Here is a 16683-nt window from a genome sequence, read left to right as displayed (position 1 = left end):
CCGAGATCAAGTAATTTCTATTGAACGACAGTGAATATAAGACACATCGCGATAACAGCCTGAATTATGGCAAATCTGTTAACCACATGGGTATCGGACCAGCCCAGGTTTTTTCTGAAGTGGTCGTGAATAGGAGTTCTTATGCCGGTCATTACAGGTCGTTTTAATATTCTTGTAAAAGTCAGTTTCGCAAGTCCGAGACCGCCGTCTACAATAAGAATAAAGGCAATCAGTAAAAACAGCACCGGATGTCCGAGCTTAATACAGGAAACGGCGAGTAAAAATCCCAAGGCTCTCGACCCTGCATCACCCATAAGAATGGAGCTTGGACTTGAATTAAACCACATATATGCTCCCAATACGGCCAAAAGCATTACGAGCATATGAGAGAAGTTGGCTGCAATGCCGTATTTGTGCATAATTGCAATAACGGTTCCGAATGCGATAATACATTGAGATCCGCACAGTCCATCCACTCCGTCCGCACAATTTGTTACATTTATACTTACAAAAACCAATATTACAATAAGGATAGCATATAAAACCGGATGAATATGCACCGTAACATTTATAAATGAAAGATTAAATGTGGATGGATTATATACCAGGTATGTTATGGCAAATATAACGGATATTCCAAGGTCAAGCATTGCCTTTTTTCTCTCACCCCATGAAACGGATGATGAATCGTCAAGGAATCCCGCAACCATTTCCGCGGTTAAAAGCAGCAGATATATTAATATTTCGGGGGTGAAGTCCACAAATAAAATAACGGCGCTGATAAACGTAAGTATGAGTATTAACCCTGCGCCTCTTGCTTTGCCTTTTGATTTGGCGCCGTTAACGGCATATTCTCTTCCGGCATCTCTCGGAAGAAAACGCTTTGCGTTTCCGAATAAAAAAAATGCCGCAACAAATGACACGACAATACCCACAAAAATAACTATGCTTTGGTATTGTTCCGAAACGAGAAAAGCAAACATGTTTTATTCCCTTCTTTATAATATTTTAGTTTAAAATTATAACACAATTAAAATATATATTAAAGTTATGAAAGCACAATGAAATTCTTGAATATAAACATAAAAAGAGTTATATTTATTAAACATATTAATGGATAAATGTAATTATATTCATTATATATTGTGTTCATAAAATTTATTTGCGGGAGAAAATGGATGGATTATTCAATGGATAAAATTGTATCCCTGGCAAAGGCGAGAGGATTTGTATATCCGGGTTCGGAAATTTACGGCGGACTTGCCAATGCATGGGATTACGGCAATCTTGGCGTTGAGCTTAAAAATAACATTAAGAGAGCTTGGTGGGATAAGTTCATCAGGCAATCAAGATATAATGTTGGTATTGACGCAGCTATTCTCATGAACCCAAGAACATGGGAAGCTTCCGGTCATATCGGCGGATTCTCCGATCCGCTTATGGACTGCAAAGAGTGTCATGAGCGTTTCAGAGCCGATAAGTTGATTGAAGAGTGGGCTGAGGACAACAACTATGAGCTTACATCTTCGGTTGACGGATGGACAAAGGAAGCAATGAAAGAGTTTGTCGATGAACACGGGATAAACTGTCCTTCATGCGGAGCGCACAATTTTACGGATATCAGACAGTTTAATCTTATGTTTAAAACATTCCAGGGCGTAACCGAAGATGCCAAAAATACGGTATATCTCAGACCTGAGACTGCACAGGGAATCTTTGTTAACTTTAAGAATGTTGCAAGAACATCAAGAAAAAAACTTCCGTTCGGTATCGGTCAGATAGGTAAGTCGTTCAGAAATGAAATCACGCCGGGCAACTTTATTTTCAGAATAAGAGAATTTGAGCAAATGGAGCTTGAATTTTTCTGTAAGCCGGGAACAGACCTTGAGTGGTTTGAATACTGGAGAACATTCTGCTATAACTGGCTGGTTACTCTCGGTATCAAAGAAGAAGACATCAGAGCAAGAGATCACGATAAAGAAGAATTATCATTCTATTCCAAAGCAACAACGGATCTTGAATTTAAATTCCCATTCGGATGGGGTGAGCTTTGGGGTATTGCGGACAGAACAGATTATGATTTAAAACAGCATCAGGAATTCAGCGGTCAGGATATGACATACTTTGACGATGAAACCGGCGAAAAGTACATCCCTTATGTCATTGAACCTTCACTTGGCGCAGACAGAGTTACTCTTGCTTTTCTTTGTGCGGCATATGACGAAGAAGAGCTTGGAGAAGGCGATGTAAGGACGGTAATGCATTTCCATCCTGCAATTGCGCCGGTTAAAATCGGAATACTTCCATTGTCCAAAAAACTTAATGACAAAGCACTTGAGATTTACGATGAATTGTCTAAAAAATATAACTGTGAATTTGATGACAGAGGCAACATCGGAAAGAGATACAGAAGACAGGATGAGATCGGAACACCATTCTGTATCACCGTGGACTTCGAGACCGAAGAAGACGGAAAAGTCACTGTCAGAGACAGAGATACAATGGAACAGGTAAGAATAAATATTAGCGAGCTTAATAATTACTTCGACGGTAAATTTGAATTCTGATTACTAAAAATACATAGATCAAGTAAGATTAAGAGCCAATATTGGCTCTTAATCTCATCTATAGGGAGATTTTATGATTTGTCCTAATTGCGGCTGGGAGCATATGGGTAAAAAATGTCCGTATTGCGACGGATACTATATGCGTATTGATACAAAAAAAGAAAGAGAACACAAAGATCACTATGAACTGTGCTTTACGGAACATTCAGACAGAAAAAGACATGAAGAAGACGAAGACGAAATAAAAAGAGAAAAGTACGGAAAAGGCATGTCGTACGGAAAAAGCGTATCGACTAAATTTCATAAGGTAAAAAAAGATTTTCTGAAAAAAGCCGTACTTTGTTTTGATATTTCCGCAGCGGCTGTTATTTCCGTTGTGATAATCGTGGACAGGGTTCACGAAATGAATGACCATGATTTATATATTTACAGAGACGCAGGAATATATAAATATGACAAAGGTGATTTTAAAGAAGAACAAAGTACCGGTGATACTGTATTTAACATAAATAAAAACTTATTTACGGAAACAGACGGCACATATGTATCGGATGGGGAAGTAATGCAGAAAGTGTCATCTGATAACGGCAATTATATAGCCGTTGTAAGTTCAACGGGCGATGAAATAAACGGCAGTGTATATAAAGTAACCGCACTGTACGGAGAAAATAAAACGGAATCGAAAACCCTGACCGAATCAGATAAAATGATTGAGATAAGAGATGTCACGGACAGCGGAGACGTTATTTTTACGGAAACGGACGTTCAGGATGAAGGTTTAAAAACAGGCGATACATCTTTGTATTTATATGATAAATATGAGGATGATTCAGACGGAAATGTATCCATGATAGAACCTTCCGTAAGCAAGACTTATGTATACGGAGAACAGAATAAAATAATAGTATTGAACAATTCAAAGGAACTTTATACATATGATTATTCTTCTTCCGATAAAACATTGATAGCAAAAGACGTAGCTTCGGTTAACGTAGAGTCAAATGAAGAGGACGGTGAACTGATATACAGTCAATATCTGGTTAATAACAATAAATATGCAGATAAGTTTATCTACAAGGACGGCAGCGGAGTTCATTTATATGACACATCGTCAAATACCGATACATTTGTTGCACAGTTAGAGGACAGTGTTAAGTCTTACATATATGACTCTAAAAATCATGCAATATATGCCGTTGCCAATTCAGGTTTAAAAAGAGCATATTACGATGCGGCGTTAAAAAGTTTTGAAGATATAGACAGTCTTGACAGCTCCGGTGATTATTTATGGGACGATAAGAAAGATACTCTTATTTATGTCAATGACAACAACGAACTCAAGGCAATTAAAGGATCGGAAACAAAGATTCTCGCTTCGGGAGTGGATAACGGAACTCTTCTTAATGTGCAAAATGACAGCGGATTCGTATATAAAATAGGCAGCGGTCTGTATTATTCCGGTAATTCGAATAAGTCGGGAGAAAAGGTTGCCGATGTTTCCGAATATCTGACCAAAATTTGCAAAAAGGACGGCAATTTAATATACATAGACAAGAAAAAAATATATAGTATAGATGTCATGGATAAAACTTCTGAAACGAAAGGAACAGCGGACGATTTTTGGATCGCAGGGTAATATCGGTGTACCGCAAGTGATCAATCGGTAAGAATATGGATATATACGACCTACTAAGAGAAAAAAATAAAAATGAAATGTCGCCTCTTGCAGACAGAATGAGACCGGAGTCCATAGATGAGATTATCGGACAAAAGGATATATTATCTCCCGGGAAGCTCCTTTACAGAGCCATAAAAGCCGATAAGCTGAGCTCGCTTATATTCTGGGGGCCTCCGGGTACAGGCAAGACATCAATAGCTCATGTGATAGCAATGACCAGCAAATCGGAATTTAAAAAGTTAAACGCGGTTTCTTCCGGGAAAAAGGACATGGAAGATATTGTTTCCGATGCGGAAAAGACATTTGCCATGTACGGACGAAAGACAATTTTATTTGTGGATGAGATACACAGATTCAACAAGGGACAGCAGGATTTTTTACTTCCGTATGTGGAAAACGGAACGATTATTTTAATAGGTGCAACAACGGAAAATCCGTATTTTGAAGTTAACGGCGCGCTTATTTCGAGATCGCTTTTGTTTGAACTGAAACCGTTGGATTCAAATGATATAAAAGAGCTGCTGTTGCGGGCAATATCCGATTCAAAAAAGGGATTGGGCGATTTCAATGTTCATATTGAAGACAATGCGTTGGAATTTTTATCCGAATACTCAAACGGAGACGCCAGAACGGCTTTAAATGCCATAGAGTTAGCGGTTCTTACCACAAAGCCGGACAGGGACGGAAATGTTAATATTGATTTAAGCACGGCGGAAGAATGTATACAAAAAAGATCTCTCAGTTATGATAAGGACGGAGATAACCATTATGACACCGTATCCGCATTTATAAAAAGCATGAGAGGCTCCGATCCGGACGCAGCCGTATTTTATTTGGCTAAAATGCTTGAATCGGGTGAGGATATAAAGTTTATCGCAAGAAGAATAATCATATGTGCTTCCGAGGATGTGGGAAATGCGGACCCGCAGGCTCTTATTCTTGCCGTTAACGCATCGCTTGCCGTTGAAAGGGTAGGAATGCCGGAAGCAAGAATAATATTGTCACAGGCAGCGATTTATGTGGCTTGTGCACCTAAAAGCAATGCTTCATATATGGCAATCGAAAAGGCACTTAAACTTGTAAAAACAAAGGGTACGGCTGATGTTCCGCCGCATCTTAAGGATTCCCATTACGGCGGAGCGAAAGAACTCGGTCACGGAGTCGGATATAAATATTCTCATTCATATCCGAATCACTATGTTAAACAACAATACTTGCCGGACGAATTTAAAAACGAAAAATTCTATATACCTGACGGTCAGGGATATGAGAAAAATATAGGCGAATATCTGAGATCTTTGGAGGGCAATAATGAATAAGTATTTAAACAGGCTTAGTAAAGGCGAATTTGATCTGGATATTCCTAAGATTGTATCCTGCGACGGCGAGATCGACAGATCTGTGGTTGCGGGAGATACAATAAGAGACAGCATAACAATTTCCGCGGACGGAGATATAAACGGTCTGATTGAGAGCACCAACAAAGCGGTAATACCCAAAGAAGACTCTTTTGCGGGTAAAGACTGTATCATAGAATTTCGTGTCGATGCTTCTCATTCAAAACCGGGAGAAACCATAGAAGGAAAATTCATTGCATATACAAATGCAGGTAAGGCTGAAATAAAATATAATTTTAATGTAATAAGAAAAACCGTTGAGACACCGGCCGGTATCATCGAAGACATCAATACATTTGCGGATGTTTACGATAAAGACCGGGACGCAGCGGTTCATCTTTTCATGTCCGATGACTTTGAAAATGTCGTATTACATTCTGATTCAGAGGATACGGCTCTGTACAGAGCGTTCAGAAAGCAGAGCAACGTTAATACGGCCATAAGAAGCCTGCTCTCCGCAAAGGGTATAAGATATAATGTTAACGAGAAGGACAGCGAACCGAAAATCGCCTATCGAAAAAAAGAGGAAGTTATAAAAACATTTTCATCCGCATGGAGAAAAAAAGAGCAGGAAGTAGAACGGTTATATCTTGATTTCAGGACAAAAATAAAGGATTTCAACGGGTTTATTTCAGAGTCCAAAGCCGTACTTGAAGACGGCGAATTGGAAAAGCTGTATAACAATTCGGAGGAGCAGGACAGACTGTATATAGAATACCAAATGACAAAAGCAATGCTTTACGCCCTTAACGGAGAGGGCGGAGCGGCTCAGAATATTATTACTTCCAATGAAGAACTTTTGAAAATCGAAAAGGAAAAGAAATCACCTGCATATTTTACGGCTATTTTTATTTATTCATTGATAAATGATTCAAAGGAAGTAAGGGATACGGTATTTAACGAATTCAATTATGTTTTAAACGGCATCGACCGAACTCCGTGGCAGGTATTGTATTACGAATACCAATTAGATGAAAAAAGAAACGATAACGGAAGTATGTGGCTTGCAAGATTTAAGGATGCATATTCCGATGGATGTACATCACCGATTATTTACATCGAAGCCATCCAAATTCTGAACAGACAGCCGGTTCTTCTCAGAATGCTTAACAGCTTTGAAATTCAGGTGCTTAATTATGCATTCAGGTATGACCTTTTGGAATCGAAACTTGTTGAAAGGTTTATGAGTGTTATTCACGAAGACGGCAGGGCAAGTGATGAGGTAATTAATTTTCTGATAAGAGAATATGACCGAATTGAAAAAGAGATATCGGCGGAAAACGGTAAAGAAAATACCGAAAAAGAAGCAGATTTGTCAAAATCGGAAAGACTTTCGAAATTGAAAGATTCGGTAATCACCGCTCTGGCTACCAAGCTGATAAGAGCCGGAAAAGTAGGTGAAAAATATGTCCCTTACTATGCAAAGGCCATAGAAAGCGGGCACAACATAACGTTGCTGTATGAATATTATCTTATGAGTCATGATTTCAACAAGGAAGTTGTATTTCCTGAAGTTGTGCTCAGATATTTTGTATTTGAAAGCAGAATAGATTACCATACGAAAGCGTTTTTGTATGCAAATGTATTAAGAGACCGGGAAAATATAGCCGATATATTCCATGATTATGAAGTGCAGATAAAGATATTTGCAAAAACACAATTAAAAGAGATGCATATTGATAAGAATCTCAAATATATATACGAATGGATATGGAACGACACCCTTACAACAGATGAATCCACGGCGCTTTCGGCGTTTAAGCTGCAAAACATGTGGGAGATTACCGTGGACAGTGACGATATTGCATATTTGTACATTAAAAACAAAGAATTCACGGAGTGGAAGAAAGTTCCTTTCAGAGACAAAAGTGCTTTTGTATGTGTCATAACGGAAGGATCCTCTTTCGATGATGAAGCAATGTGCTTTATTGAAGATATGCATGGAAACCGTCTTGCCATAAATGAAGTTAAGTATGAGGTTCACAGGGGACTGAATATAAAAATGTTACGGCATACGGCGGCCTCATGTGCCTCGGAACCGATGTATCTTTTATACAGATATATGCAGGATAAAGTATCCGAAGACGGAGACGGAGGGGTTGCATTTGCCAAGACCCTTCTCTTGAGAGGAGGACTCACCGATGAATTTGAATCTGAATTGAATTCTCTTATACGAAAAAACGGGGTAGGAATTCCTGAGCATTACAATGAAGCGGCTGAAGAATTAAATGCGGAACTTGAGCTTAAGAAAAAGGAAGAACTGCTTTCAAAACTGTTATATGCAAAGTGTCCATACAGGGAAACAGAAAAGCTGTTTAAGGAATTAACCGATGCAGGCATAAGAGGCCTGGTAATAGATGCATATATTTCATATCAGTCATTTGTATATTTTGTGAAAAACGAGTTGTGTGACACATATGTATTTAATTTTATAGGAAATGCTCTGAAACAGAATAAAAATCTTCTTATGATTGAGAAACTGGCATTCCTTAAATATGCGGGAACCAAAGACGCGGCTCCGCTGGATAAGGAATTGGTGCCGGTTTGCAATAATATTACGGATGAGTGCGTAATGAAGAGATATTACTTTAATTTCCTGAAAAATCTTCAGGATTGTCTGAACACGCCTCAGGTGTTGTTTGATAAAATAATTATTGAATATCACGGAAGTATTGCAAGCAATGTCTTGATAAACGGTGAGATTAATATGCAGGAAACCGTTTACGGAATATTTATTTATCCTTTGGTTATTTTCGCGGAAGAGAGTTTTGAATACAGAATAGTCGAGCATACCGTTAACGGTAACAGAAGGAAGTATACTTCTTCGATTGAAATGCACAGAGACGATTATACGGAAGATTCATCATCTGAAAATGCATATGATATGCTTAACGATATCAGCGAATTATATATTTTGGAAGAAAATGATAAATTAGAGGAAAAGTTGTCCGAATACAATAAGAGACTGATGATAAACAATAAATTTTTCACATTATAAAGAAAGGAGGTAAATATGGATAAGCATGGTCTCATATTGGGATTGGACATGGAGGACAAAAGAACGCAAATTGCCTTTTTCCATGAACAATCGGGGAAAGTATCTCCTATAAACGATGACGACGGTAAGGCTGTATTTGACAACCGGGTATCACTGAATGAAATTCTGTCGGATAAATCTTCCGATGCACTGGCTGAATTAGTGGATAAAATGTTAAATGAAGCCATGATAAGAACCGAATCGGAAAATATTGAGAAAGTATGTATTGTTATTCACAGATATACGGAAGAAAACAGGAGAATCTTCAAAGAAGCCTTAAAAATATTGGGCCTTAACAGGGAACAGTATATATTAGCCGGTGAAGAGGAGGCATTTGCGTATTATACATACGATATTCCGGAAGCCGTTTTATATGGCACAAGATTGCTGAATTATACCGAATACGGAATCGAATCCACGACATTAAGAACTATATTTTACAAGGGCTATAATGTAATAGGGAATGAAATCCGTGTTCTTAATGACAAAGATATTTGTGCCGTGGCATCAGGTGAATTGGATATCTCGGTTGTTGAAGATAAGATTGCGGACTTTTTCAAATCATTTGAAAAAGAGCAAAGAGTTTCAAGCGTATACCTTACGGGACCGGGATTTGACAGAGATAATATATCCGAAAACATCGTTAAATCATTAAACGGAAGAGGAGTCAGGATATTTGCGGGACAGAATCTGTTTGTTAAAGGCGCATGCATTATGGCAACTTCATGTATATTGCCGGCATATAATCCGTTCAGCAAGTCCGGATCAATAAAAAACATGAATACCCCGATAGGGAGAAATTCCGTTTACGGAACTGTTCTTGCATGTAAAAACAGGACGACGGTTTCGATTGCGCTAAGTGTTTTGAGAGAAAATGAAAAAGAGAACATAGAGATAGTTTCTCTGGGCAAAAATACGGATTCACAGGAAACTTCATTTGAATGTATTCTTACGGACAGAAATGCAATGCAGATATACATTACGCCCATAGGCAAAACGCCGAGAAGAGTAGTTATAGATCTGAGTGAATTTCCGGTAAGAGAAAATAAGACAACAAGAGTCAGAGTGTCATTATCATTTAAAAATGAGGATATGTGTACATTTTCAATAAGTGACCTGGGCTTCGGAGACATATTTAAATCGTCGGGTAAAACGGTTACACGCACATTTGATTTTAATATTGAAGAGAATGCGGAAACGAGTATGCCCTGCAGTGTGCTGTTAACGAACGGAATAAGGAGCGAAACGGGATTTTCTCTCGCCGAAACCGGAGTAAGGATACATTCCGCAGAGGAACTCTGTTATTATATTTATTGCAATATTTTTCTTATGCAAAGGACATTCTTTAATTCGGAATTGCTGGAATTTATTGCGAATGATTTGAAGTTAAAAGATTTGGCTGATAAATTATACAGGCAGATTAAAAACGGAGCGTCCCTAAACTTTATATTATTATCGCTTTTTAAGCTGGTTGATTATTATTCCGAAGAAGATATAAAAAAGATAGAACCCGTTTTAGACTCAATGGAGACGGCAGATCCGAGGCTGAGATTATATTCAATAGCCAAGGCCTTTATATCCAATAATATGTTCGGAAGAGCTGTTCCGATATTAAATAATCTTACAAAGGAACAAAATGATCCGACTCTTCCGATAAGTTTTATACCGGATGTGTATAATGCACTGGGTATTGCATATGCCAATTTGTTTATGTACAGGCAGGCAGCGGAATGTTTTGAGGAATCATATAAAAACAGCCGGGACGATACGCTGATACATAAGATAATCATATCAAGGCTGTTGTCGGATACAAAAAGCGACCAGGATATTTCTCCGGTCGAATATGAGCAGATTAAAAATATGCTTGCTGACTTTGATAATTTGAGCAGAATAAATATCAACAATTTAAGTGATAAGGGAAACACGCTTATATCTGAATTAAAGCGGGAATACAAGAAAAAGACTACAATCTAACCTGTTATGGAGAAGAGTATGAGTACAATAGAAAACAAAATAAAAGAAATTCGAGACAGAGTTACGGACGCAATAAAAAATGCCGCAACGTTGGAATTTCTCAATGATTTAAGAGTAAAGACAATCGGAAAAAAGGGTGAACTGACGGAAATAATGAAGTCCATGAAGGATATTCCGAAGGAAGAGAAACCTAAATTCGGTCAGTTGGTTAATGAACTCCGAAATGAAGTGGAAGAGCTTATTTCTTCAACAACCACACGAATAAAAAGAGAGATAAGACAGAGACAGCTTGAGGAGGAGACCATTGACGTTACTCTTCCGGCAAAGAAGTCCGAAAGGGGACATAAGCATCCGAATCAGGTTGCATTGGAAGAAATAGAGAGAATATTTACCGGTTTGGGATATAAGGTTGTATTCGGACCTGAGGTGGAATATGACTATTACAACTTTGAAGCTCTCAACATACCTGCCGATCATCCCGCAAAGGACGAGCAGGACACATTTTACATTAATGAAGATATCGTTTTGAGAACTCAAACTTCTCCTGTTCAGGTTCGCGAGATGGAAAAAGGGAAAATTCCTATCAGAATGATTGCTCCCGGACGCGTATTCAGATCCGATGAAGTAGATGCGACACATTCCCCTTGTTTCCATCAGGTTGAAGGAATGGTAATCGATGAGGGAATTACATTCGCTGATCTTAAAGGTACTCTTGAAGCGTTTGCAAAGAAAATGTTCGGAGAAAATACAAAAGTTAAGTTCAGACCTCATCATTTCCCGTTTACGGAACCGAGCGCCGAAATGGACGTTACATGCTTTAAATGCGGCGGCAAAGGATGCAGAATGTGTAAGGGCGAAGGTTGGATAGAAATTCTCGGCTGCGGAATGATTCATCCGAATGTGCTTGACAGATGTAATGTGGACAGAAAAAAATATTCGGGTTTTGCATTTGGTATCGGTCTTGAGAGAATTGCGCTTTTAAAATATGAAATAGACGATATGAGGCTGCTTTACGAAAATGATGTGAGATTTTTAAAGCAATTTTAATACGGACTGTAATATTATATTAGGAAATCACAGGTACAGTACCGAATGCGGAATTAAGAGGAATATATATGGATACTTCAAAGAGATGGTTAAATGCTTTGGTTCCGGGATTAGAGAATATATCGGATAAGGATTATGCCGATGCAATGACTCTTTCGGGAACCAAGGTCGAGAATTACAAAAGATTAGACAAAAACCTTGAAAAAATAACGGTCGGTGAGATTGTAAGCATTGAAAAACATCCCGATGCAGATAAACTTAAGGTTTGCAAAGTAAATATCGGAAACGAAATAATACAAATCGTAACGGGGGCAGGGAATGTTGAAACAGGACAGCTTGTGCCTGTAGTATTAAGCGGCGGAAAGGTTGCGGCTGCACACGGAGATCCTAAAACATATGAAGACGGGATTAAAATAAAAAAAGGTAAACTTCGCGGAATAGAATCTGACGGTATGATGTGCGGAATTGAAGAACTCGGCGCAAGCAGAGATCAGTATCCGGAAGCTCCGGAAGACGGAATATATGTATTTAATTGTGAAGGATCTGTAAGAGACGTAAAGCCGGGTGACGACGCAATAGAGAAGCTCGGACTAAGAGATACGATCACAGAATACGAGATTACCAACAACAGAGTGGACTGTTACAGCGTTATCGGAATTGCGAGGGAGGCAGCTGCCACATTTAATCTTAAGTTTGTTCCTCCGGTTGTTCCTGAAACCGGAAACGGAGAAAACATAAACGATTACATTAAGGTAACCGTAAAGGATACGGACCTTTGTTCAAGATATGTATCAAGAGCAGTAAAAAACATTAAAATCGCTCCTTCTCCTTTATGGATACAGGACAGACTTATTGCAAGCGGTATCAGACCGATAAATAACATAGTGGATATTACAAATTATGTAATGGTTGAAACCGGTCAGCCTATGCATGCATTTGATTACAACACGATTCGCGGTAAAGAGATTATTGTTGCAAGGGCAAATGACGGAGAGATATTTAAGACTCTTGACGAAGCGGAGAGAAAGCTTGACAAAGATATACTTATGATAAATGACGGCGAAGGAGCCATAGGTATTGCAGGCATTATGGGCGGCGAGAATTCAAAAATAACGGAAGATGCGGAAACAGTTATTTTTGAGGCTGCCACTTTTAACGGTACAAACATCAGAAAGTCAGCTAAGAGACTTTCCATGAGAACGGATGCATCGGGCAAATTTGAAAAGGGACTTGATCCGGAACTTGCTCTCTATGCCATGAACAGGGCATGTGCGCTTATTGAAGAATTAGGAGCGGGTGAAGTTGTCGGAGGATGTATTGATATATATCCTAATCCGGCGGTTAAGAAGATAATCGAATTTGAACCGGAAAGTTACAACAGACTTCTCGGAACTGATATATCAAAAGAAGATATGCTCGGTTACCTTAACAATATTGAAATCGAATATGATGAGAAGAATAACAGTCTTATTATTCCTACGTTCAGACAGGATTTGAACAACGATGCCGATATTGCTGAGGAAGTTGCCAGATTTTTCGGATATAAGAATATTCCGACAACTATTCCGAAGGGAAGCAATGCAGGTCTTGAAATAGGTGGGATTTCGGTTGAAGAGAGAATTAAAAATACTGCCATGGACAGTCTTCTTGCAAGCGGATATTCACAGATAATGACATATTCCTTCGAAAGTCCGAAAGTATTTGATAAATTAAAGCTTTTAAAGGTTGCCGCCGCAAGAAAAACCGTTGAAATCTTTAATCCTCTGGGAGAAGATTATTCCATTATGCGTACACTGCCTGTTAACGGTATGCTTACAAGTATTTCCACAAATTATAACAGGAACAATTCAAATGTGAAATTATTTGAATATGCGAAAGTATATATTCCTACGGAAGATAAAAATGCTCTTCCGACGGAGCTTGAAAAACTTACCATGGCATTTTACGGTAACGGAGATTTCTACACATTAAAGGGTGATGTTGAAAATGTATTCGAATCTCTTAGGATGAATAAGAGAGTCACATATAAAGCAACATCGAGAAGACCGTTTATTCATCCGGGACGTCAGGCGGACATTTATTACGGCGATAAATACATTGGATATCTCGGACAGATTCATCCGGATGTGGCGGACAATTACAATATTGATACAGAGGTATATATGGCTGTTATCGATACCGAAACACTGTATGATTACGCTTCATTCGATATAAAGTACGCAGGTATCGCCAACTTCCCGGCTGTAAAAAGAGATCTCAGTTTAACGGTTGAGAGAACCGTTCCCGTCGGAGGAATTGAATCAGTGATTATTGAAGGCGGCGGAGATTTGCTTGAAGATGTTAAGCTGTTTGATGTATACGAGGGAGACAGAATCGATACGGGACTTAAGTCCGTTGCCTTCTCAATAACTCTGAGAGCTAAGGACAGAACCCTTTCCGATGAAGAAATAAACAATACAATGAACAATATAATCGGTAAACTTGAAGCGTTTGGCGCGGAACTCAGAAAGTAACGGCAGTTTTGATAATTAATATTGTCGGTTTACTTTTGACGTACAATTAAAGGATACCGGTCTGTAGAATCAGGCTTAATCCGTTGTTCATAATGATATGACAAAAATATGCTCAGCCCGTATATGTTATATAAGAGTAACATATACGGGCTGAGCGTTTTATTATTAAGTATTATATTCGGAAAATGCTGTAATTCGATCCGACACGGGGATTCATGTCATTTCCGCAGGACTGTTATTCGTCACATTTCTCTGTTGTGCTTTCGCTTTTATATCTGTTATTGACTTCGGTTTTAGATGAAATTATATATCGGGGTCTTCCTTTTACTTCTTCATATATTTTTGCAATATAATATCCTATCACACCTATGCTGAGCATTATTACACTGCTTGTAAAACAGAGGAGAATAATTACGGTTGTAAATCCTCCTATTGAATTGCCGGTAAATTTCTGTACAAGTGCAATTATGCTCAGGACAATACCCATAATAAGCACGGCAATGCCGCAGTACAATATTATGTACATGGGTCTTGTTGTAAATGACGTAATATTGGAAAGAGCATATTTTATAAGAGACATTCTGCTCCACTTCGACTCACCGCCTTCACGTTTTGCGACTTTATATCGTACGGATGTTTTTTTAAAACCCACCCAAGAGGACAGAGCTCTGAAGAAAGTATTTTTTTCAGGCATATTCAGCAATGTATTAATAACTTTTCTGTCTAATAGCTTATAGTCCGAGGAGTCGGACATATCAGTTCCCGTTTCCTTGCTCATTATTTTATAAAAGCGGTTGGCGGCAAGGCTGTGAGTTATTTTTTCTTCACCCCTGTATGATTTAACGCCTTCGACTATTTCGTAACCGTCCTTCCACAATTTATACATTTCGGGAATCTTTTCGGGAGGATGCTGCAGGTCGCAGTCGATAACGACACAAGCGTCTCCGATGCATTCGGCGAGCCCTGCGAATATGGCGGATTCTTTTCCGAAATTTCTTGAGAAACAGACACCTTTAATATCGGGATTGTCATAAGAAAGTTGTTCTATTACAGTCCATGTACCGTCTGACGATCCGTCATTAACAAATATTATTTCATATTCGATATTATTATCGCGAAGTATGGATGTAATGGTTTCCGCTGTTTTTTTAATTATTTTTTCTTCATTATATGATGGAATAATGACAGATAACATTGCAATATCCTTTCCAAACAGATGTAAGTGAATTATATTTTACACTATCGGAAATAAAAATGCTGATTATATTGTTAAATAAAACGCAAAAAAAGTAACGATAACGTTTTTTTATAATGCGCGGATAATAAGAAGTATTAAGTACTGTAAAAAAACAGTATTATGAATTATACTGATAGAATTGAATTAATGAAGAGAGGCTGCTATGGATAAGTTAAATGTAAGTGATTATGATTATTTTCTTCCCGAAGAGCAGATTGCACAGGATCCGCTTGCGGACAGATCGTCATCAAAGCTTTTGGTATTGGATAAAAATACGGGTAAAACAAGTCATCATGTATTTAAAGAAGTAATTGATTTTCTAAATCCCGGAGACTGTCTTTGCATAAATAATACGAAGGTAATACCCGCGAGATTAATAGGCAGGAAAAAAACGGGAGGAGTAGTAGAAGTATTACTTCTTAAAAGGCTTGAAGATGAAAAGTCAAAATGGGAAGTTCTTACACGACCGGGCAAAAAGGCAAGAGTGGGTGACGAAATCATCTTCGGAGGAGAAGGCGAATATGATTTTGAGCTTTTATGCAGGGTTACGGAGGTAAAAGACGACGGCAATCGAATCGTTGAATTTGAGTATGACGGTATATTTGAAGAAATACTGGATAAGCTGGGTCAGATGCCGCTGCCGCCGTATATTACTCACAGACTTGAAGATAAGAACAGATATCAGACAGTTTACGCTAAAATAGAAGGCTCAGCGGCGGCGCCTACGGCAGGTCTTCATTTTACAAAGGACCTTTTGGAAAAGATAAAGGAAAAGGGAGTAAAGATAGTATCGGTTACGCTTCATGTGGGACTGGGAACATTCAGACCGGTGCAGGTGGAGAATATATTGGATCACAAAATGCATTCAGAGTATTACGAAGTGAGCGAAGAAACCGCAAAGATACTTAATGATACGAAGGCTGCCGGAGGAAGAATAATATCCGTCGGAACAACTTCCACAAGAACATTGGAATCCGTTACGGATGAAAACGGTGTAATACATGCAGGAAGCGGAGAAACGGAAATATTTATATATCCCGGTTATAAGTTCAAGGCGGTAGATGCTCTTATTACAAACTTTCATCTTCCTAAATCAACCCTTATCATGCTTGTTTCGGCTCTTGCAGGCAGGGAAAATGTATTAAACGCATATAGGGAAGCCGTAAATAATAAATACAGATTTTTTAGTTTCGGTGATGCAATGCTTATAAAATAACGGGAATTTTGTTATAG

Annotated in this window: 10 protein-coding genes; 8 read left to right on the top strand and 2 right to left on the bottom strand. The window is 38.5% G+C overall.

Going from position 1 to position 16683, the window contains the following annotated elements:
* Positions 1-17: 17 nt before the first annotated feature.
* A complete protein-coding gene (locus tag ACYQ1N_RS00395) occupies positions 18-983 on the bottom strand; it encodes an MraY family glycosyltransferase (protein WP_459831374.1) in 966 nt (321 codons plus the stop codon).
* A gap of 195 nt (positions 984-1178) precedes the next feature.
* Between ACYQ1N_RS00395 and ACYQ1N_RS00390 the strand changes: the two genes are divergently transcribed.
* The 7 genes from ACYQ1N_RS00390 (at position 1179) to pheT (ending at position 14213) form a co-directional block, all read left to right on the top strand.
* Complete coding sequence (locus ACYQ1N_RS00390; RefSeq protein ID WP_459831371.1) at positions 1179-2567, top strand: glycine--tRNA ligase; 1389 nt, start codon at positions 1179-1181, stop codon at positions 2565-2567.
* 73 nt (positions 2568-2640) lie between these two features.
* Entirely contained in the window at positions 2641-4203 is a 1563-nt protein-coding gene (locus ACYQ1N_RS00385) for a hypothetical protein (protein WP_459831369.1), read from the top strand.
* 35 nt (positions 4204-4238) lie between these two features.
* Positions 4239-5564 (top strand): replication-associated recombination protein A, encoded by a 1326-nt coding sequence (locus ACYQ1N_RS00380; RefSeq protein WP_459831366.1) that lies wholly within the window; start codon positions 4239-4241, stop codon positions 5562-5564.
* Positions 5557-8640 carry a DUF5717 family protein gene (locus ACYQ1N_RS00375; protein WP_459831364.1) on the top strand — a complete coding sequence of 1028 codons (3084 nt, stop codon included), beginning with the start codon at positions 5557-5559 and terminating at the stop codon, positions 8638-8640. Before ACYQ1N_RS00380 ends, ACYQ1N_RS00375 begins: the two co-directional genes overlap by 8 nt.
* Before the next feature lie 15 nt (positions 8641-8655).
* Positions 8656-10653, top strand: a complete 1998-nt coding sequence (locus tag ACYQ1N_RS00370; protein WP_459831362.1) for a DUF5716 family protein — start codon at positions 8656-8658, stop codon at positions 10651-10653.
* Between the two features lie 27 nt (positions 10654-10680).
* Entirely contained in the window at positions 10681-11700 is a 1020-nt protein-coding gene (gene pheS, locus ACYQ1N_RS00365; protein WP_459831751.1) for a phenylalanine--tRNA ligase subunit alpha, read from the top strand.
* A gap of 68 nt (positions 11701-11768) precedes the next feature.
* Positions 11769-14213, top strand: a complete 2445-nt coding sequence (gene pheT, locus ACYQ1N_RS00360) for a phenylalanine--tRNA ligase subunit beta (RefSeq protein WP_459831360.1) — start codon at positions 11769-11771, stop codon at positions 14211-14213.
* Positions 14214-14448: 235 nt separating this feature from the next.
* Here the strand turns inward: pheT and ACYQ1N_RS00355 are convergent, their stop codons facing one another.
* Complete coding sequence (locus ACYQ1N_RS00355; protein WP_459831358.1) at positions 14449-15408, bottom strand: glycosyltransferase family 2 protein; 960 nt, start codon at positions 15406-15408, stop codon at positions 14449-14451.
* A gap of 205 nt (positions 15409-15613) precedes the next feature.
* Between ACYQ1N_RS00355 and queA the strand changes: the two genes are divergently transcribed.
* Positions 15614-16666: a tRNA preQ1(34) S-adenosylmethionine ribosyltransferase-isomerase QueA gene (gene queA / locus ACYQ1N_RS00350; protein ID WP_459831356.1), complete on the top strand. Its 1053-nt coding sequence runs from the start codon at positions 15614-15616 to the stop codon at positions 16664-16666.
* Positions 16667-16683: the final 17 nt, after the last annotated feature.

Source organism: Howardella ureilytica, from assembly GCF_054657495.1.
The sequence above is the reverse complement of the archived record's forward strand: the minus strand, read 5'-3'. Positions and strand labels throughout refer to the sequence as shown.

Bases quoted from the DNA above. Each gene is read 5' to 3' on its own strand.
- ACYQ1N_RS00395 (WP_459831374.1), bottom strand. From the start codon at position 983: ATGTTTGCTTTTCTCGTTTCGGAACAATACCAAAGCATAGTTATTTTT.
- ACYQ1N_RS00390 (WP_459831371.1), top strand. From the start codon at position 1,179: ATGGATTATTCAATGGATAAAATTGTATCCCTGGCAAAGGCGAGAGGA.
- ACYQ1N_RS00385 (WP_459831369.1), top strand. From the start codon at position 2,641: ATGATTTGTCCTAATTGCGGCTGGGAGCATATGGGTAAAAAATGTCCG.
- ACYQ1N_RS00380 (WP_459831366.1), top strand. From the start codon at position 4,239: ATGGATATATACGACCTACTAAGAGAAAAAAATAAAAATGAAATGTCG.
- ACYQ1N_RS00375 (WP_459831364.1), top strand. From the start codon at position 5,557: ATGAATAAGTATTTAAACAGGCTTAGTAAAGGCGAATTTGATCTGGAT.
- ACYQ1N_RS00370 (WP_459831362.1), top strand. From the start codon at position 8,656: ATGGATAAGCATGGTCTCATATTGGGATTGGACATGGAGGACAAAAGA.
- pheT (WP_459831360.1), top strand. From the start codon at position 11,769: ATGGATACTTCAAAGAGATGGTTAAATGCTTTGGTTCCGGGATTAGAG.
- ACYQ1N_RS00355 (WP_459831358.1), bottom strand. From the start codon at position 15,408: ATGTTATCTGTCATTATTCCATCATATAATGAAGAAAAAATAATTAAA.
- queA (WP_459831356.1), top strand. From the start codon at position 15,614: ATGGATAAGTTAAATGTAAGTGATTATGATTATTTTCTTCCCGAAGAG.